Origin of the sequence: Pseudomonas putida (assembly GCA_041071465.1) — a bacterium.
Classification (GTDB): domain Bacteria; phylum Pseudomonadota; class Gammaproteobacteria; order Pseudomonadales; family Pseudomonadaceae; genus Aquipseudomonas; species Aquipseudomonas putida_P.
The window spans coordinates 5,575,617-5,595,028 of sequence record CP163498.1 but is presented as its reverse complement, the minus strand read 5'-3'; the positions used below and the strand labels follow the sequence as shown (position 1 = coordinate 5,595,028).

General features: G+C 57.2%; 13 protein-coding genes and 4 pseudogenes. 8 read left to right on the top strand and 9 right to left on the bottom strand.

Features of this window, described 5'->3' with window-relative positions; genetic code table 11:
- Positions 1 to 16: 16 nt before the first annotated feature.
- Positions 17 to 1,180: an aromatic ring-hydroxylating dioxygenase subunit alpha gene (locus tag AB5975_25725; protein ID XDR19843.1), complete on the bottom strand. Its 1,164-nt coding sequence runs from the start codon at positions 1,178 to 1,180 to the stop codon at positions 17 to 19.
- A 455-nt stretch (positions 1,181 to 1,635) separates the two neighbouring features.
- On the opposite strand from AB5975_25725, the gene AB5975_25720 reads away from it, so the two are divergent.
- Complete coding sequence (locus AB5975_25720) at positions 1,636 to 2,466, top strand: hypothetical protein (protein ID XDR19842.1); 831 nt, start codon at positions 1,636 to 1,638, stop codon at positions 2,464 to 2,466.
- A gap of 47 nt (positions 2,467 to 2,513) precedes the next feature.
- On the opposite strand, the gene AB5975_25715 is transcribed toward AB5975_25720, so the two are convergent.
- Positions 2,514 to 2,747 (bottom strand): hypothetical protein, encoded by a 234-nt coding sequence (locus AB5975_25715; GenBank protein XDR19841.1) that lies wholly within the window; start codon positions 2,745 to 2,747, stop codon positions 2,514 to 2,516.
- Between the two features lie 585 nt (positions 2,748 to 3,332).
- Between AB5975_25715 and AB5975_25710 the strand changes: the two are divergent.
- Positions 3,333 to 3,455, top strand: a pseudogene (locus AB5975_25710) (MgtC/SapB family protein).
- Positions 3,456 to 3,501: 46 nt separating this feature from the next.
- Here AB5975_25710 and AB5975_25705 read toward each other — a convergent pair.
- From AB5975_25705 to mrdA, 3 pseudogenes are all read right to left on the bottom strand, one after another.
- Positions 3,502 to 3,726 (bottom strand): annotated as a pseudogene (locus AB5975_25705) (LysR family transcriptional regulator).
- Between the two features lie 199 nt (positions 3,727 to 3,925).
- A pseudogene (locus AB5975_25700) lies at positions 3,926 to 6,267 on the bottom strand (penicillin-binding protein 1A).
- A 43-nt stretch (positions 6,268 to 6,310) separates the two neighbouring features.
- Positions 6,311 to 8,238 (bottom strand): annotated as a pseudogene (gene mrdA / locus AB5975_25695) (penicillin-binding protein 2).
- Between the two features lie 265 nt (positions 8,239 to 8,503).
- Between mrdA and AB5975_25690 the strand changes: the two are divergent.
- From AB5975_25690 to AB5975_25680, 3 genes are all read left to right on the top strand, one after another.
- Complete coding sequence (locus AB5975_25690; protein XDR19840.1) at positions 8,504 to 9,427, top strand: carbon-nitrogen hydrolase family protein; 924 nt, start codon at positions 8,504 to 8,506, stop codon at positions 9,425 to 9,427.
- A gap of 148 nt (positions 9,428 to 9,575) precedes the next feature.
- Complete coding sequence (locus AB5975_25685) at positions 9,576 to 10,889, top strand: MFS transporter (GenBank protein ID XDR19839.1); 1,314 nt, start codon at positions 9,576 to 9,578, stop codon at positions 10,887 to 10,889.
- 71 nt (positions 10,890 to 10,960) lie between these two features.
- Positions 10,961 to 12,490, top strand: a complete 1,530-nt coding sequence (locus tag AB5975_25680; protein ID XDR19838.1) for an aspartate/glutamate racemase family protein — start codon at positions 10,961 to 10,963, stop codon at positions 12,488 to 12,490.
- On the opposite strand, the gene AB5975_25675 is transcribed toward AB5975_25680, so the two are convergent.
- Entirely contained in the window at positions 12,453 to 13,364 is a 912-nt protein-coding gene (locus AB5975_25675; protein XDR19837.1) for a LysR family transcriptional regulator, read from the bottom strand. The genes AB5975_25680 and AB5975_25675 overlap by 38 nt on opposite strands.
- A 100-nt stretch (positions 13,365 to 13,464) precedes the next feature.
- On the opposite strand from AB5975_25675, the gene AB5975_25670 reads away from it, so the two are divergent.
- Complete coding sequence (locus tag AB5975_25670; protein ID XDR19836.1) at positions 13,465 to 13,794, top strand: peptidoglycan-binding protein; 330 nt, start codon at positions 13,465 to 13,467, stop codon at positions 13,792 to 13,794.
- Between the two features lie 25 nt (positions 13,795 to 13,819).
- Positions 13,820 to 15,520, top strand: a complete 1,701-nt coding sequence (locus AB5975_25665) for a peptidoglycan D,D-transpeptidase FtsI family protein (protein ID XDR19835.1) — start codon at positions 13,820 to 13,822, stop codon at positions 15,518 to 15,520.
- A 211-nt stretch (positions 15,521 to 15,731) separates the two neighbouring features.
- On the opposite strand, the gene AB5975_25660 is transcribed toward AB5975_25665, so the two are convergent.
- Positions 15,732 to 16,703 (bottom strand): LysR substrate-binding domain-containing protein, encoded by a 972-nt coding sequence (locus AB5975_25660; protein XDR19834.1) that lies wholly within the window; start codon positions 16,701 to 16,703, stop codon positions 15,732 to 15,734.
- A 155-nt stretch (positions 16,704 to 16,858) separates the two neighbouring features.
- Here AB5975_25660 and AB5975_25655 point away from each other — a divergent pair, with 155 nt between their 5' ends.
- Complete coding sequence (locus tag AB5975_25655; protein XDR19833.1) at positions 16,859 to 17,614, top strand: class II aldolase/adducin family protein; 756 nt, start codon at positions 16,859 to 16,861, stop codon at positions 17,612 to 17,614.
- A 59-nt stretch (positions 17,615 to 17,673) separates the two neighbouring features.
- On the opposite strand, the gene AB5975_25650 is transcribed toward AB5975_25655, so the two are convergent.
- A complete protein-coding gene (locus AB5975_25650; GenBank protein XDR19832.1) occupies positions 17,674 to 18,609 on the bottom strand; it encodes a LysR family transcriptional regulator in 936 nt (311 codons plus the stop codon).
- Positions 18,610 to 18,676: 67 nt separating this feature from the next.
- Positions 18,677 to 19,402, bottom strand: coding sequence for an SDR family NAD(P)-dependent oxidoreductase (locus AB5975_25645; GenBank protein XDR19831.1), 726 nt, complete (start codon positions 19,400 to 19,402; stop codon positions 18,677 to 18,679).
- Between the last annotated feature and the right edge of the window lie 10 nt (positions 19,403 to 19,412).

The following is a 19,412-nucleotide window of genomic DNA, read 5'->3' as shown; positions in this document are numbered from 1 at the left end:
TCCCCCATGACAGTGGTCAGCGGCCTGCGCCGATGCCGTCGAACACCAGCTTGTGGAAGTGATGCACCAAATGCTCGCTTTCGTTGCTGCGCTCGGCGTCGATCATGTAGCGGCCCTGGTCGTAGCCGAGCGAACGCAGGCCTTTCTGCACGCTGATGTTGAGCTCGATGTCCTCGGGGCCGAGGTCCTCGTTCATCCACTTCATGCAGGCGTGGGAAACCTCCGGGACCTGCTCGTGGGGGCTGTAGTAGCCAAAACGCAGCAGTGAGCGCTCTGCGTCCAGCGGGATCATGATGAACGTGCCGAGAAACGCCGAGAAGGGGAAGGTATAGAAGGTGTTGTTCGGCCACAGCCCGATGTTGAAGAAGCGCTCATCGGGGTTGCGTGGCCCGCTCAGCTTGACGCCGTAGGCTTCCTCGGCCTGCTGGTTGGCCGGTGCGATGTACGTCCACCAGTTGTCGCGCTTGGTCAGGCGGTAGCCCTTGAAGTCGATCAGCTTGGCCAGGTCGATATGGCAGGGCCCGGACAACTTGAAATGGTACCCCTCGATGGAGTTGTCCATGATCACCTTCCAGTTGGCCGGTACGATCACGTCCTGCTCTTCGATCAGGCGCATCTTGCCAAGGTCGGGAAAGACCGCGCGCATTTCTTCGTCGGCACCTGGGAACAGCTCCGCCAGCGACGGCGCGTCTGCGTCGAAGTTGAAGTAGACGAAACCGCCGAGTTCTTCGACGCGGACCTTGGGAATGTTGAATTGCTGCTTGTCGAAGGCTATCAGCCGTTCGCTGCGTGGCGCACTGCGCAGGCTGCCGTCCATTTCGTAGCACCAGGAGTGGTAGGCGCAGCGCAGCACTCGGGTGTCGTTACCACGACGCACATCCAGCAGGCGATTGCCACGGTGCTGGCAGACATTGTGGAAGGCATTGATCTTGCCATCGTTGCCACAGGCCACCACCACGCTCTGGTCGAACATGTCGCACACCACGAACTGACCAGGCTCGGCGAACTCGTTGCGATGGCCGGCCAGGTGCCAGGCACTCATGAAGATACGGTCGCGTTCGGCAGCGAAGATCTGCTCGTCGAAAAAGTACCGCGAGGGCAAGGTGAAGGCGTGTTCCGGGCGCTGCTCGGCCCAATCTGCAATGGAAGTGCTGTGTTTGAACTGCTCGACGGATTGCATGGCTGGTCTCCTCCAGACACTGCCCCTGGGGTTCGATCAGGGGCTCGCTCGGGAGTTAATCTAGGGGAGGGTGAGGGGCTGCTCTTGATGGAAAGCGACAACATACGCCGATGTGCGCGGTGTCGAGGCTTCGAGAGGACGGACACCTTGCAGTGCTGTCGGAGCAGATATGGAAACGTGAGCTTTGCCGCCAGCCTGGCCATGAGAACTGGGGGTGTCTTGTTGGTGGCACTTTGATATTGCATGGTATTGCATGCAGACTAGGCGCGGTCACGACTAGATCGGGGCGCCCATCTGCTGATCAAATTGAGGGAACATGAGATATATCTATTTGATTTTGACCGCTGCCCTACTGGGGGGTGGGCAAATACAACGCGGTCGACACCCTGTCTGACGCTAAGCCGGATAGTCGAGACATTGGTCTGTGTGGAGGCGGACTTGGCATCGACAATCAGGTGGGTCTGATCATTCGTAGTGAGGCCGAAAAATCAGGTGGTGAGCTTTCGGCTTCTCAACGTTCGAAAATCCAGGCGTCAGCGGTCGATGCGGGGATTTTGTCAACCAACGACAATTACGAAACCTATGTGAAGTGCATCCTCGAGCTAAACAAGCGACGTGGCGACACCCAGACGCTGAATCTGCAAAAGCGCCTGCAGCAACCTGCGTTGAAGGTCTGGCGTCAGGGCTATGAACACGAGTCCAGTTACGTTCGGCGCTTGGTGATCGAAAACACGGGTGAGGAGCTGACAGAACTGCAGGTCACCCAAGCGCCCTTTCTTGTGATCAGCGGAATGTGCACTATTGATCTGGCCAGGGAATACGACAAGAAGAAGTGCCGTGATTTACCCGTCGCATATATTCCCCTTGAAAATTATTACTCCTTAGTTACCTGGGTTGGCGCCTATACGGGCGAGCTCTATTCGGTCGATGAAGCACCAGATGGCATGGATGAGGTGGTGAAGCGTTTTGCAGGTGCCAATGCTCTGCCCGGAGCCCTAGCATTGAATGACAATCTGGTGCTTCTGGTGAGGGTTCGTTACAAGGACAAATTTCAAGAGACGCACGAACGCTTTTTCGATGTAACGTTCACGCAGATTGAGCTTGAGGCCGATCTAGGCCAAGCGCTCTTTGCAAGCCGAGATGAGCTGCTTCAGGCTGGCTTGGTGGTCGATGTGCGAAGGATTGCGGTATCACGGCTGCTAGAGGTCTGGTCAAGCCTTCAGCAGCCTAGGAGTGAGCTGCCGACTTTCTGGCAGCGTTTTGAAAAGCGTCGGAGTGAGGTCTGAACTCAACTTGGCAATCTACGCAATGGAAATGAATAGATCTCCATGATCTATGAGGCGGCAGAAATGATTAGATGAACAACCCGCCCGACGATGCCTAGAGACTGTCCGGATCCCCGAAGAACTTTTGGAAAGGCCTCTGGAACGGCATTTCTGGCTTCAAAAAGCAGAAATGTACCCCCAAAAATACCCGCGATACCCCCAGCAGGATGCACGATCGAGAATGGTGACCGCTGTCGCCGTCCCTTGTACATACCGTACTTGTCGTGTTCTTCGAAGTTCATAGTACGCTCCTGGCCAGCGGCCACAGGCAGCAGAGCCTCTCGACTCTTGGTTCAACGCTGCTCGGGTGACGCCGGCGGGAATGTCGGCGTCATCTGACCTTTTATAACCGCGCGATATCCGTCGAGCATTTAGCAAGGCTCGTACGAGAAGCGGGCGGGACAGCGAGCGACGGAATAGGACACTAAGCTACGACAGCCTGGATGCGTTCTGCGGCGCTCAGAATAGGAGAGTGGTCAGCATAACCAGCCGTTCGCTATTTGCGACCAGTGGTGGGACATGGAGTCGACTGAAGCGGCTGCGGATTTCCGTCAATTTGGTCCGAACGCCTTAAGGACACACAGCACGCGTCGAGAACATCTACGGCGACCCGCGCTACTTGATGCTGACCGTTAATTGCAGAGACGAACAAGAGGTTTGCCCACGAATACTGCACGGTGACCATTTGAGCGTTCGATGCAGCAAGCTCGCAGTCACACACTGTAACTGCCTCCGGAAGACCCGGCCATGCCCATCGAGATCATGAAAACGCCTATCCGCGTACGCGCCAGCAGAGGCCGAACGTGTAAACGGCCCGGACCCCGTCCATGGATCTGATCTGGCAAACAATCCAGGCCGAGTTCGCCGACATTGGCGATGAGCGCGGGATCGTGCGAATCCTCGTACGCCTGTTGATGGCTGCCGTACTGGGCGCGGTACTGGGCTTCGAATGCCGTAGGTAATGGCCTCTCGTAAAACATAGCCCAGAATGTGTTCACCTTCGGTTTTTTCACCACGCTCGATGTCTCTAAGCATAGACGTGGAATAGGCCGACTCTGGGTCAGTGAAAACCTCTCGATAATTTCGAAGGAACTCTGAGGTCATGGGGTACTCATGCTCCAGTTGGTGAATTTGCCGTCCCAAAGCAGAGGCGGTCAGATTGACGCAGAGAGCGGCTGATGAGACAGAACCTTGTTCTGCCACCGCTAGCACGTAATTCATTACTTGAAGTGGCATGCGCAGCAAAGCGCCTACGATTTTCGATCTACCCAACGATCTCTCCTGAAAACAAACTGGCCAAGTTAAGCCGCTCCAGATGGTAGCTATCCTTGATTGATGCGTGTTGTTTGGCCCCAGACTCATCCTAGGTCGAGGTTCATCGGCAGTTTCTATTTTCGCTACCACATTTCAGTGGCTTCTATCAGAACAGATCCTGTGGGATTTGGTCTCCGGCGTTCGCAGAAGAGTCGACACCGATCGAGTGCACTTCCGGTGAATTCTCAACTTTGAAAACCTCCAAGGCCGTCTTCGGCCCGTGCGCAGTTGCCGCCGTACCGTCATCGGTATTAATGAGCCGGGTTATGATCCCGTCGGGCTCAGGCTGCGAGTAAGGGGCTGTCCCTGCAAGTGCCTCCTTCATGAAGTCCATCCAGATAGGTAGGGCAATGGTTACCCCCCATTCCCTCCGCCCCAGGCTCTGCGGCTGATCGAATCCTGCCCAGACGCTCGTCACGTAATTGCCATTGTAGCCCGTGAACCAGGAGTCCTTGGCTTCGTTCGTGGTACCCGTTTTCCCCGCGATGTCTGGGCGATGCATAGCTGAAGCGGCACGACCGGTGCCGCGTTTGATGACATCCTGGAGCATGCTTGTGAGTAAGTAAGTCGTACGGCTGTCTACCACCTGTTCAGCGACGGATTCTGGCGTTGGATTCTGTTCGCTGGGCGCAGTGCGGGGGCAGCCTGGAAGACAACCCGGCCTATGCGGTCTTCGATCCTGTCAATGAAGAACGGCGTGACCTTGTAGCCGCCATTGGCGAGGACACTCCAGCCGCCGACAACTTCCATAGGCGTCACGGAAGCTGTGCCCAAGGCGAGGGAGAGGTTATGCGGCATGTCTTTGGGATCGAATCCGAAACGCGTGATGTAGTCGATGGTCGGGTCGATCCCCATGGCCTGCAGAAGGCGTATCGAGATCATATTCCTGGAGCGATAGAGCGCTTCACGTAGGCGAATGGGACCAAGAAACGTGCGGTTTTCGTTCTGTGGGCGCCATGCCGGCCCTGAGTAGTCGCTGCCCAACACGATAGGGGCGTCATTGACGATGCTTGCCGGTGTGTATCCGTTGTCGAGCGCCGCACAATAAATGAAAGGTTTGAAGCTAGAGCCCGGTTGCCGCTTGGCTTGCACCACACGGTTGAAACCGCTCTGGTGAAAATCGAAGCCACCGACAAGAGCCTGGATCGCGCCATTTTGCGGAGCTACCGAAACCAGCGCACCCTGAACCTTGGGTACCTGGCTAAAACTGAGCGTCTGGGAGTCTTCCTGATCAACCCTGATGACGTCGCCTGGCCTGACCACGTCTGCAGGCCGCAGGGGTTGTGGCCCTAATGCACTGTGGTTAATGAATGGGCGCGCCCATGCCATGGTCTGCCAAGCGACTGGGCGTTGCTGACCGGTCTGGTCGACCACCATGATGCGGTTGTCGAAGACCTTAGTGACGGCTACGGCTTTCAACCCCCCAAGCACGGGATACGCTTTCAATCCTTCCAGCCATGCCTGGCTCAGGTTGCCTGGGAAATGGCCTTCGGGGCCGCGATAGCCATGGCGCTTGTCATAGGTTTTCAAACCATTTTGTAACGCATCGTTAGCGGCCTGCTGCAACTTGCTGGAGACGGTTGTCACCACGCGAAAGCCTTGCGTGTAGGCTTGATCCCCGAAACGATCGAACATCTGCGCCCTGGCCATTTCAGCGATGTAAGGCGCAAGGACTTCGGTTTCAGGCGCGTGATAGCGGGCTGTGATGGGCTCTTCCAGCGCTGCGTGGTAACGAGCGTCATCGATGCTACCCAGCGCGAGCATCCGGCCCAGAATCCAGTCTCGGCGCTGCTTGGCCCTTGTGGGGTTGTTGATGGGGTTGAACCGTGAGGGTGCCTTTGGCAAACCCGCGATCATTGCGGTCTGTGCCAGCGTCAGTTGCGATACCGGCTTTCCGTAATAGATCTGAGCGGCTGCAGCGATGCCATAAGCCCGCTTGCCCAGGTAGATCTTGTTGACGTACAGGTTGAAAATTTCATCTTTTGATAAGGCCCGTTCTATTTTCAAGGCCAGCAGTATCTCGGTCAGTTTGCGAGAGAATGTCCGTTCTTTACTCAAGAAGAAGTTCTTTGCCACCTGCATGGTGATGGTGCTTCCCCCGGAGCGTACATGGCCGCTCATGACCAAGGCTAAAGCCGCACGCATCAGGCCTGTAGGGTCGACGCCAGGGTGGTGGTAGAAGTTGGCATCTTCTGCGGCCATGAAAGCGGCCAGGAAGTCGCTGGGAATCTGCGAGTAGGGCAGGGGGATTCGACGTATTTCTCCAAATTCGGCGATCAGTCTTCCGTCGGCGCTCACTACTTGCAGTGGCTCTTGCAGTTGCACGTCCTTGAGGGTTGCTACATCGGGCAACTGTGGGCTGAGGTAAAGATACGTACTGCTTGCGCCCAGCAGTATCACGCTGGTGATTGCCAACGTACACCAGCCAAGGGCTTTTAAAAGCCGCATGCATCGCTCCTTATATACAATGTTCGATTCCCGTGTACAGGCTTCAGAGGATTCCAGTGCGTGCGTCGGCACCTATCGCATTGGGTATCGAGGCGTTTTGCAGGGTATTCGGGACGGTAAATTTCGGCTTAAGTTGCCCGTTCGCATCCAATAGCCAGGCGTCCATGACCTTGCGCACCACCGGCCCCGCCACTCTGGCCCCGGCTTCTCCGTTTTCAATCATGACCGCGACCACGATGGCCGGACGTTGCGCGGGGGCAAAGCCGACAAAAAGCGCGTTGTCCCGGTGGCGTTCCTGGGTCTTGTTGCGGTTGTATCGTTCACCCTGCTTGATCGCGATGACCTGTGCTGTCCCGCTCTTTCCGGCTATTCGATAGTGCGCACCTTGGGCCGCCCGGCGCCCGACTCCTCGAGGGTTGTGCATGACCATTTCCATGCTCTTTACAACCTCGTCCCAGACCCTCGGATCCTTGAGGGTGATATTGGGAAACGGATGGGGATCGCCTGGCTTCTCGCCTCCAATTGAGCGCGCCAGATGTGGGCGGTGCCAGATGCCTTTGCTGGCAATCAGGCTGGTGGCCTGCGCCATTTGCAGGGGCGTCATCTGCATATAGCCCTGTCCGATGCCCAGTATCAGCGTTTCGCCGGGTACCATGCTTGACGGCGGGTTGCGCGTTTCCATGCGGGGGATGGCATCAGCCCAGGGGACTCTTCGAACAGATCAATTGAGATCTTCTGCCCGAGGCCAAACTCACTGAGGTAGGTGTCCAACCGTTCAATACCTAGCTTGTGCGCCAAGTCGTAGAAGTAGGTGTCATTGGAGCGCATGATGGCGTCGTACATGTCGACCCAGCCGTCTCCCGCCCGATTCCAGTTGCGGTACTTGTGATTGTAATTGGGCAGTTCGTAGTAGCCACGGTCGAATACCCGTTGGCTTGGGGTAATCACGCCACTGTCCAGACCTGCAACCACGACCATGGGTTTGATCGTTGAACCAGGCGGGTAGAGCCCGCGAAGCACGCGGTTGAACAGCGGCATATCGGCTGAGTCGCGCAAGGTCGCATAGTCGCGGGCCGTGATGCCTTTGACGAACGGGTTGGGGTCGAAGCTTGGCCGGCTGACCATGGCCAAGACTTCCCCTGTGTCGGGGGCCAGTGCAACCAACGCGCCACGCCGGTCTCCCAATGCCTGCTCGGCAGCGGCCTGCAGTGCCACATCGAGCGTCAGCACGATGTCCTGGCCCGGCACGGGGTTGTGACGGCCCAGCACACGCATGACCTTGCCTTGAGCATTGGTTTCTACTGTTTCGAAACCCATCTCGCCATGCAGAACATTCTCATAAAACCGCTCGATGCCGGTTTTTCCGATCAGTTGCGTGCGCAGGTACTTAGCGTGATCGAGGTGCTTGAACTCTTTTTCGTTGATGCGCCCCACATAACCGACCGAGTGCGCAAAGTGCTCACCCAACGGATAAACCCTGGAGAACTGCGCTTGAACCTCCACGCCTGGTAACTGAAATTGGTTCACCGCGACCCGTGCAATTTGTGTTTCAGTGAGGTCCGACATCAGGATGACGGGCTCGAAGGCTCTGCGCGGGCGATGCAGAGCCCTGTCCATCTTGTTCATTTGCTCGGTGTTCAGCGCAAGGACCTGGCCGAGCTTTTTGACGACCGCCTGCACATTGCCTGCGCTTTCGCGGAGGATAGACAAGTTGAAGATAGGAATATTGTCGGCCAGCACCACTTTGTTCCGGTCATAGATAATGCCCCGTGCGGCAGGCAGTGGCCGGATATGGATGCGGTTCTTTTCTGCAACAGCAACGTGTAGATCATGTTGAGTGACTTGCAAGAAGAACAATCGGCAGACCAATGCAATTGTCAAGGCCAGTACCAGAAGGGCGCTGGCGATAATGCGGGTTCTTACAATTCTGTTACTGGCTTCCCGGTCCGATAGGTGGGTGGGGTATGTCATCAATAAACCATTACCGCTTAATCAGCTCTCGCTTCCTCGGATTTCGATTATTTTACGGTCAATGAATTATACGGCAATGGGGTTTTTTAAATATCTGATATAATTTCAATTGATGTCGTGATGTTTCAGTTGGTGTTGAAATCCGAGCGAAAAGTGCGGCATGATATAAAATAAGTTGATATCAGATGTGCTTTTTTGCGCGTTGCTCTATATCGAGGCGGGGAGGAGTATTCATCAACCTTCCATCACCTGAGAATAACAACGTATGACTATTTCTACTGTTGCTGCACTGCAAATGGGTTCGCACCCGGACGGCAAACAGAAAACCCTGGAGGCGATTCTTGCCTACGAGTCTGAAATAAAGGAGGCCGGCGCCCAGCTGGTGGTGATGCCGGAAGCTTTGTTGGGCGGTTACCCCAAGGGCGAAATCTTTGGTACGTATATGGGATATCGCCTGCCTGAAGGCCGAGAAGCCTTTCGGCATTATTTTGCCAATGCCATTGATGTTCCCGGTGCTGAAACAGCGGAGCTCGAAGGCTTGGCCCAACGTACCGGCGCGCAATTGGTGGTTGGCGTCATCGAACGCGCTGGCAGTTCCCTGTTCTGCTCTGCGCTGTTCTTCTCACCGGAAGAAGGCCTGGTGGCGAACCACCGCAAGCTGATGCCCACCGGCAGCGAGCGCCTGATCTGGGGCCAGGGCGATGGCTCTACTATTCCCGTGATCGATACCCCAGTGGGCAAGATCGGGGCAGCGATCTGTTGGGAAAACCACATGCCACTGCTGCGCACGGCGATGTACGCCAAAGGCATCGAGGTCTGGTGTGCGCCGACGGTGGATGAGCGCGATAACTGGCAGATATCCATGCGCCATATCGCTCATGAGGGGCGGTGCTTCGTGGTCAGTGCCTGCCAGTACCAGCCGTCACCGCGCGACTTGGGGGTGAGCCTGCCGCACTGGGATGACGACCGTCTACTGATGCAGGGTAACAGCGTCATCATCGGCCCCATGGGCGAGGTCATCGCGGGCCCATTGAAGCACGGCTCTGGCTTGCTGGTGGCCCAGATCGACTCGGCGGATCTGGTTAAGGCGCGTTATGACTTTGATGTGGTCGGCCATTATTCACGCCCTGATGTCTTCACCTTGATAGTTGATGAGCGGGCGAAAGCCTCGGTGAAGTTTCAGCGATAACGTAACGCTGTCTTTACCTGCCCTGGCATCTTCCTGATGCCAGGCGTTTGTTCAGTCTGGCGTGCATCGGTTATTTGATGTCGTCTTGCAATACCTGTGTTTCACGTAGCCCTGGATCAATAAGAAAAATATTTGAGGCTTGTCAGAAATGAATAATGATTCGCTCATGTTGTACAGGAAGATTGCCTGGAAAATATTGCCCTTGTTGTTTGTCAGTTATATCGTCTCCTACCTAGATCGGGTCAATATCGGGTTTGCGGCGTTGCGCATGCAGCAGGACCTGAATCTCAGCGATGCCGTTTACGGCCTCGGTGCCGGCGTGTTCTTCATTGGTTATGTACTGTTTGAGGTGCCCAGCAACCTGCTCCTGACCCGGATCGGTGCGCGCAAGACCATCATGCGCATCATGATTTCCTGGGGGATCGTGTCGTCCTGCATGATGTTCGTGCAGACGCCGCTGCAGTTTTACATTGCGCGTTTTTTGTTGGGGGTGTTCGAAGCCGGTTTTTTCCCGGGGATCATCCTCTACCTGACGTATTGGTTCCCTGTGCGCATGCGCGGCAGTGTGATCGCCGTGTTCATGTCGGCAATTGCCCTCGCGGGCATCATTGGCGGGCCGGTTTCAGGCTGGATCATTCGTGCCATGGAGGGTGTCAGTGGGTTTAGTGGCTGGCAGTGGATGTTCCTGCTGGAAGGGGCGCCAGCTGTCATCCTGGGCATCCTCGCCGGCTTCATGTTGATCGACCGCCCCGAGCAAGCCAAATGGCTGAGCAGCGATGAGCGCAAGCGCATCGCGCTGGAAGTCGGTACACCCGCCAGCAGCGAAAGCCACAGGCTTGGTGCGGTAGTACGCGACCCACGCATCTATGCGCTCGCACTGGTGTATTTCTCGGTGATGGCCGGGCTTTACATTCTCGGTTTCTGGCTTCCGGGGATGATCAAAAGCTACGGCGTTTCAGATCCTTTCCATATCGGCCTGCTGACGGCTGTGCCTTACATGGCCAGTGCTGTGGGGATGATTGTGATCGGTAGGCACTCCGATGCCGTGGGCGAGCGCAGATGGCACCTGGCAACCTGCATGGTGGTGGCCGCCTGTGCCCTGATCACCTGCACCTTCGTACCGGGCAACCTGGTGCTGGGCCTGGGTACCTTGAGCGTGGCGGCGGTGGGCCTGTATGCCTCGATGCCATTATTCTGGACCATCCCCACCCGTTACCTGGGCCGCGAATCGGCTGCTGGCGGCATCGCGCTGATCAACTCCCTGGCGCTGTTTGGCGGCTTCACCAGCCCTACGGTGCTAGGCCTGGTCAAAGCCAATACCGGTAGCCTGGACATCGGCCTGTACCTGTTCGCCGGCCTGCTGGTCGTGGGGGCCACGACGTTGATCCTGGCGCTGCCCGCTCGGCTCATCAAGGAAGACTTATCGGTGCCGGTACAGGGCCAGGTCTGCGAGTCGCTTTGAATCAGGCTAAGCCACTCAGGGTTCGCGCCGTGAGTGGCTTGTCCGTGGTTAATATCCAACAGGCCAAGGTCATGAAAATAAAGATGCAAGCGGGTGGTGATGTCACGGTGCAGAAGATCGGGGTGATCGGCGGGCTTGGGGCGCTGGCATGTGCGGACTTGTTCTTCAAGTTGACCAGATCACGGCAGGTGCTTGCGGAGCAGTTTCACTGCCACCTACTACTGGAGCAGCAGGCCTTCGACGATGCCGCGTTGCCGCTCAACAAAGGGGTCAACATCGCGTCCCGCAAGTTTTACGTCTATGAGATGTGCAAGGTATTCGAGGCGCGCGGTATCGAGCGGGTGATGTTGCCTTGTTTCGCCAGCCACACGTTCCTGGACGAAGTTCAGGCGCAATTGAGCCTGCGCATCCTCGACATGATGGAAGCTGTGAAGCGGCATATTGATGGCCGCTATGCCTCCGGGACGGCCCTGGGGGTACTGACGTCGGATATGGTGCGTGAGTCTGGGTTGTTCGAGCGCTATCTGGGCAGCCATACCCTCATCTACCCGTCAGCCCCCGAGCAGGCGGCACTCATGGAGGCGGTGTACGGTGCCGGTGGGATCAAGGAGGGAGGGCTCGAAGGCGGGTCACTCGAAACCGTTCAGCGGTTGTCCGCCGCGTTGCAGGCGCAAGGTGCGGCGGTCATCGTGCCAGGCATGACCGAACTTGCGCTGGTGTGCGTGGCTTTGCAACGCAGTGGTATTGCCATGCTCGACAGCAACGAAATCTATGCCGATTTCGCTGCCAGCGAGCAGCACTCGCACGCAGCAGCGCCGTTCAAGCTGGGGGTCGTCGGGGGTGTCGGGCCCGCAGCCACGGTGGATTTCATGGACAAGGTCGTGGCCAATACGCCTGCAGGCAAGGACCAGGACCATATCAAGATGGTGGTCGAGCACAACCCACAGATCCCGGACCGCACCGCCAACCTGCTCCGGGCTGAAACGGACCCGACCATTGCGCTCTATGCCACCTGCCAGCGGCTGGCTGACGCCGGTGCCGATGCCATCGCTATCCCGTGCAACACCGCGCATGCTTTTATTGCGCGTATTCAGCAGCATCTGGATGTCCCGATCATCAACATGCTCCACGAGACGATCGCGTCCATCGTCTTGCAGCATGGGGCAAGCACGCCATTGGGGTTGCTCGCCACCTCGGGTACGGTGCAAAGCCGTGTCTACCATGAGGCTGCCAGGTCCGCTGGTTTGAACATCATCACGCCTGGCCATGAATACCAAGCGCTGGTGATGGAGGCCATTTATGGGCCTCGCGGTATCAAGGCAGGTTTTACCGATGGCATCTGCAAGGAGCAGTTGCTGGTAGTGGCGGAGCACCTGTGCGAGCTGGGTGCCGGGGTATTGATACTGGGCTGCACGGAGCTGCCCCTGGTGCTTGCGCATGCGGATGCGTTCCCGCTGGGCAGGCACCGGGTAGCGATGGTTGACCCGACTACAGTGCTTGCCCTCAAGTGCGTTCAGCTGGCGCTCGATGCACGCGCAAGCCGAGGCGATGCAGACACAAGCGTCAGGACAGGCAGAAGGAATTCTCTACCAGCTCGATGATCAGTGCCTTGACCGTTTGCAGCGTGTTGTCGTGCTTGCTGCCTACCCGTGTGCCGATCTCCAGGTCGTAGGAGGGCAGGGGCACAGGGCAGGGGAAGGTTTGCAGCGTGCTGACGCGTTCCATGGCCTGCGCCGCGTGGGTAGGCACCGTGGTGATCAGTTTCGAACCTACCAGCAGAAACGGCACTGCGGCGAAATGCGAGGTCGAGGCGCGAATGCTGCGCTTGTATCCGGCAGCATTCAAACCTTCGTCGACGATGCCGACGAAGCCGCCCGACGACACCAGCAGGTGGGGCCGTTGGGCGTAGTCTTCAGCGGTCGTCGGTATGTCGTTATTCGCATCGGCAATGCACAGGTAATTGCCCCGTCCCAGGCGTTGCCGCGCAATCAACGGCGAAGATAGCCCACCGGCAGAAACGGCGATATCTATCTGATGGCGCATCAACATGTCCTGGACCAAGCCACTGTGGGTTTGCCGAAAAATGATGCGCAAACCGTGCAGGTGCTCGTCGATCTGCGAAACCAGGCTTTGGCCCAGGGCGATTTCACTGTCATCGGACAAGCCGATGGTGATCGTCCTGCCCTTGATGTCTTTGCCGCCTACGGAAAGCGCGAGCGCTTGCCGGCAGCAATTGAGCGCTTCGCCAATCAACGGCGCCAGTTCATTTGCACGCATGGTCGGGCGCAGGCCTCGGCCGGTACGCTCGAACAACGGGTCGGCATATATTTCCCGCAAACGGGCAAGTGCTGCACTGACCGCAGGTTGAGTAACGCCCAGGCGAATGGCCGCGCGACTGGCGCCGCCTTCCTCGATCAGGGCGACAAATACCCTGAGCAAATTCAGGTCGACAGCGTCGATATCAGTTGTGTTCATATCAGATATCTTGATAGTTAATTGATTTATAGTATAGGGGTGCGGACAATGCCCGACAAATAGCTAACAGCTTTTTAATCGCTCACTCTCTGAAAAGGTGATGTTCACACTCATGAAGGGCAGGAAAGTTGTGGCAGCAGTGGGCCTTGTGATGTTTGTCAGTACGTTGGAGCCTGCGTCTGCACAGCCGCAAGATATACCGCAAGGCAGCATTTTCACACCGCTCGGCAAACAGTTGATTGCCGAGCTACAAGTCGCTCTGTTCGGGCGCAATTATTATCACGGTGAGATCGATGGGCTGTTTGGCAGCGAAACCCAAGAGGCCATCTACCTATTGCAAATGGAACAGGCATTGCCAGTGACCGGCAGTATTAATGCGCAAGTACTGAAAGGGCTCGATATTGATCCGCCTGCCTGGTTGCCGCACTGATTAACCGTTGCAAGTGAGTATGGCCATGTCTTCTGCTGACGCAGCTCCGCCGGGTTATCCGTGGCGGTTCAGGTTCGTCGTTTGCCTTGTGCTGATCCTGGCGTTGGTCCTGTGCTGGCGAATTATCGAATTGCAGGTCGTCGATAAAGCCTTCCTTCGCCAACAGGGCGATGCGCGAAGCCTACGGTACTGGTCTGAACCTGCGCCGCGCGGGGTGATTACAGACCGGGCCGGACAACCCTTGGCGGTCAGCACCCCGATGGTGAGCCTATGGGCTGACATGCGTGAACTGGCCACCGAAAAGCCTAAATGGCCGGTGCTCGCCCAGGCGTTGGAAATGCCACCAGCCGAATTGGAAACACGCTTGTCCCATAACCTGCGCAAGGCGTTTTTCTACCTGCGTAGGCGCCTTTCCCCCGAGCAGGCCGGACAGGTTTTGCAGGTGGTTCAGCAACAGCACATCAAGGGCATCTATAGCCTCGAAGAGTCGCGACGCTTTTATCCTGCCGGCGCCATCGCCGCGCATGTAGTAGGTTTTACCGATATCGACAACAAGGGCAGTGAAGGCCTGGAGCTCGCATACGATCAGTCCCTGCGTGGTGTCAGCGGCAAGCAGCAGGTTATCAAGGACCGCAGAGGGCAGGTGATCCAAGACCTGGGCGTAACCTCGCCGGTAAGGCCCGGGCAGGGTCTGGCGTTGTCCCTGGATATGCGGCTGCAGTACTTCGCCAGCCACGAGCTGGAAAAGGCCGTGGTCGACAATGGCGCCGACGCCGGCAGCGTCGTCATTCTCGATGTTGAGACTGGGGAGTTGCTGGCACTGGCCAACTATCCGACCTACAACCCGAATAACCGCGCCCATGCCAGCCCCGCAGCAATGAGAAATCGGGCGCTGGTAGATGTGTTCGAGCCTGCTTCGACGATCAAGCCCTTTTCAGTTGCAGCGGCGCTGCAAACCGGGCGCTGGAAAGCTTCCGACACCGTGTTGGTGAAATCGGGCAGCTTGAAGGTTGGCAAGTTCACCATTCGCGATGCCTCTCGCACCGCGGGTGAGCGGCTTGACATGACCGGGATCCTGGTACGCTCCAGTAACGTTGCGATCAGCCAGGTGGCGTTCGATGTCGGCGGCGAGACGATTCACGATCTGCTGCAGCGGGTCGGCCTGGGGGAGGCGACCGGGTTGGGATTTCCAGGAGAACGTTCAGGGGTGCTGCCCAGCCGTCGCCAGTGGCGGCCCACCGAAACGGCGGCGCTGTCTTACGGCTACGGCGTTTCTGTCACGGCCGTTCAGCTGGCCAAGGCCTATGCGACTTTGGTTAACAGCGGCAGGCAGGTGCCGGTGTCGCTGTTGCGGGTGTTGAAACCGCCGGTGGCTACCCAAGTGATGCCTGCGGAAGTGGCCGATGCACTCAAGCACATGTTGGTACAGGTCGTCGAAGCACCTAGAGGTATTTACCGTGCCAAGGTGCAGGGCTATCACGTCGGGGGCAAGAGTGGCACGGCCAGAAAGCCCAGCGCTACCAGTAAGGGCTACCAGAGCAATTCGTACCGGGCGATGTTCGCCGGGTTCGCGCCTGCTGACGAGCCGAAGTTTGTTGTGGTTGTCATGATCGACAACCCTACGAAGCACGGCTTTTTCGGTGGTCTGGTTTCTGCGCCAGTCTTCAGCAAGGTCATGGCGCACGCGCTTCGGTTGTACAACATTGCCCCGGACAATCTTCGCTGAAACCTCAGCGCGGGTTGACCAGCGCAGTACCAGGAGGGCGTCCAAGGCGATTACCAGCGACAACAGGTACAGCGCCAGGCTAGCACCTTGAGCGCAGCGGCGTCTGTGGCTCGGCTTTTCGTCCGAATAGAGATCTCGTGGGGATCTGAAATTGCTAATGCAACTGGCGCAGATAGGCCAGCTTCGAGCTGGTTCGGCTCAAGGACCGGAGTCAGGTTGTCTGAGCGAGTGTTTCAACCAGCCAATCGCTGAACGCCTTGATGATAGGGCGGTCTGCCTTAGCTGGATGGCAGACCAGAAAGTACGCCCGGTTTGAGCGCGTGCTGATCTCGAACGGGCTCACCAAGAGACCACGCCTCAGTGCATCGCTGCTAAGCAAGTTATCGCCCATCGCGACGCCTTGGCTTGCTAAGCAGGCGGCCAGAGCACAGGGGGCGTCGGAGAACAAAATTCCGGAGGAGGAATCAACTTGGTTGCGGCCTGCTGCCCCCAGCCATACCCGCCAATCCGTGTAGTCGTTCATGTGCAGCAGCGTGTAGTTCAGTAACTCATCGGTATGCCTGAGACCGCCGTTGGCATAGAGCAGTTGAGGGCTCAACACCGGAAAATAATGCAGGTCCACCAGCGGCGTTACCTGCAGATTCGGCCAATCACCCGTGCCGTAGGAAATGAAGATATCCGCTTCGCTCGAACTGGTATCGGCCGGGGTTCGTGGGGAGATCAGGTGGAATTGAACCTGAGGATAGAGCGTCATGAACTCATTGATGTGCTGGCACAGCCAGGCGCTGGCAAAACCGGTGTTGCAACTGACGCACAGGCGCCCCGCGATCTGTTGCCCATGCTGTCCTGCTGCGGCTAGTTGAACGCGCTCAAGGATCTGCTGCACCTCCCGGGCGAACTGCTCCCCTCGAAACGTTAGCCGGATGCCTCGGCCAACTCGTTCAGTCAGCGCGAACCCCAGCTGTTCCTCAAGCGTGCTGATGCGGTGGCTGACCGCACTTCGCGTGAGGCTGAGCTCGTCAGCTGCACTTGAGATGCTTCCGAGTCGTGCCACCGCATCCAGTGCACGAAGCGCCGTCATTGATGGGAAGTGCATAAAGCCCCGCACGTGGAGAAAATGAGCAATTGGTGAAACTAACACTACATCACTAGCGAAATTAATTCGATTGTTGCTAGTTTTCATTCACCCATACTGAACCTAAGGATCAGTGCCCACTCGACTACCTCGAGAAGAGGTGACTCGCTTTTCAGACGGCGTAGACCACTAACGTCGCTGATGGCTGGAGAGGACACAGAGCGACCAAGCCAGAGCCTCACATCAGTATTGGAGCGAAATGCATGACCCCAACCGAACACGTGCTGCGCGAAGAGCTAGCCGCCTGCTTCCGACTAATCGCGCATTTCCGCATGACTGATTTGATCTTTACCCACATCTCGGTGCGTATACCTGGTCCAGAGCATCATTTCCTGATCAATCCCTACGGACTGATGTTCGATGAAATCACGGCCTCCAATTTGGTCAAGATCGACCTGGATGGGGCGCCCGTTGGCGATACGCCTTACGCAGTCAACCCAGCCGGTTTTGTCATCCACAGTGCTATCCACCGTGCGCGCCATGATCTTCAATGCGTACTGCATACCCACACTCGCGCCGGCTGTGCGGTTGCTGCGCTGGAGTGCGGTTTACTGCCCGTGAATCAGATGTCCATGGAGTTCTACGGCGAGGTCGCCTATCACCACTATGAAGGAGTTGCCTTGGATCTCGATGAGCAACAACGTCTGGTCGCGGATCTGGAAGACAAGAACGTGATGATCTTGCGTAACCACGGCCTACTGACGGGAGGACGCACCGTGGGGGAAGCGTTCATCAGGATGTACTACCTGGAAAAAGCCTGTGAGATACAGCTCGCGGCCCAGCAGGCTGGTCAGTTGCTGTTGCCTAGCCATGAAATTTGCGCCCATACAGAGCGACAATTCAATGAGCCGCAGCGCGAGCTGAAAGAGGGTGAGTTGTCAGATCCCGATGCGGCTACCCTGGCCTGGAAGGCCTTGCTGCGCATGCTAGACCGAGTCGCTCCCGACTACCGCAACTGAATCGGGAATATCCCGCGGGATCAATGGGGGCAGCGTTCGTCGCACCCTCCACTGATCAGTCAGGTGCTTGCCGGCATCGGAGGTTCACTCGCAGATAGCTGATTGACGCTTGTGAGTATGTTGAGGAAGCTGGCCAAGCCTGTCTGCAAGTCCATGCCTTGCCGAGTGATGCAGTGAAACGCTGAAGTGTAGGCGAGCCGATCCGGAAGAATCGCTCGCAGACGCCCTTGTTCGACCCAGGTTTTCGCATAATGGGATGGGAGGTAGCCGATGTACGTCCCCGAGAAAACCAGCAGTGCGATGGCCTCCATCGAGAAGGCACTGATCATGTTGTTGAAGCGCAGTTCGTAAGGCCGGCGGTTTTCTGCGACGTAGCCGCGATCCACATAGTCGGAAGCACTGATCTCTTCGATGGAGAGTGTTTCATCTGCTCGTTCAAAGAACGGATGATCACTGCTGCAGTAGAGGTTCTGCTCCTCGTTGAACAGCGGTCTGTAGTCCAGGCCTGAGAGCCGATGGTGAAAGGCCCCCATCGCCAAATGCAGGCGTTCTTCCAGCACTGCTTGCTCCAATTCATCGGGACGCATCACATGCAGCTGCAGGCGAATCCTTGGGTGGTTTTTGCGAAAACGGGCAATTGCATTCGGAAGAGGGCTCTCCGGCATTGTTGCCAAGCTGTCTACGGTACCCAGCTGAAGGTGTTCCTGGCTACGGCCGTTCACCTCCACTGTTCTTTGTCGAAAGCGTTCAATATCGGCAAAGAGTTCCTGGGCAGCGCTGTAGGTGGCCAAACCTTCTTCTGTGAGCTGAAAGCCGGACTTTCCCCGTTTGCACAACGAGTAACCCACACGAATCTCGAGGTCGCGGATCACGACACTCAGCCGCGGCAGACTCATGTTCAAACGGGTCTGGGCTGCAGTGAACCCCCCAGCTTCAACAATCGTGCAGAACGTGCGGAGCATCCGCAGATCCACGTCATTTAGATTTCCAAGCATGACCACCTCTAGTCGTGTGGGCTTTTTGAAGCCCTGCTACCGAGATAGCAGGGCTGATGAGCAGACCTTACCCGTTCATCACGCCGCCGCCGTTCACGCCCAGTACCTGGCCTGTGGTGAAGCTGGCTTTCTCGGAGGAAAGGAACACCACTGTATGAGCGATCTCGTCTGCGGTCCCGAGGCGCTGGAGTGGATATCGTGCCGCTTCTTCTTTCACGTAGGCCGGCCCAAGTCGCTCGACCATTGGTGTAAGTGTGCCACCAGGTGCCACCGCGTTCACTCTCACGGCATGGGGCGCGAGTTCTCTGGCTAGCGATTTGGTGAAAGCGATAATCCCACCTTTTGCTGCGCAGTAGTGACACAGATTGGCGCAGCCCAGCTGGCCAAGGTCAGAGGCAATATTGATGATGGCGCCACTGCCTTGTCGGGTCATGAGTCGAGCGGCTTCCTGCGCGAACAGGAAGGTGCCGTACAGATGCACGCGTATCATCAGGTCCCATTGCTCGAACGCCATCTGGGTGATCGGCGCTTCGCTCAGGATGCCAGCATTGTTTACCAGCACATCCAGTCGTTCCAATCCGCTGAAGGCGTGTTTCACCGTCGTCGGCGACGAGACGTCACCCAACGCAATACGAGTTGTGACACCTTTGGATTCCAGTTCCTGGACCAGCGATTCAAGCTCATGGCTGAAGCTCAGATCATTCAGCACTGCCGTGTCGCCAGTTTCAGCCAAGGCGAGGGCGATAGCGCGGCCGATACCATTGGCGGCGCCTGTCACAAGGTAGGTTTTCATGAAGCGGTTC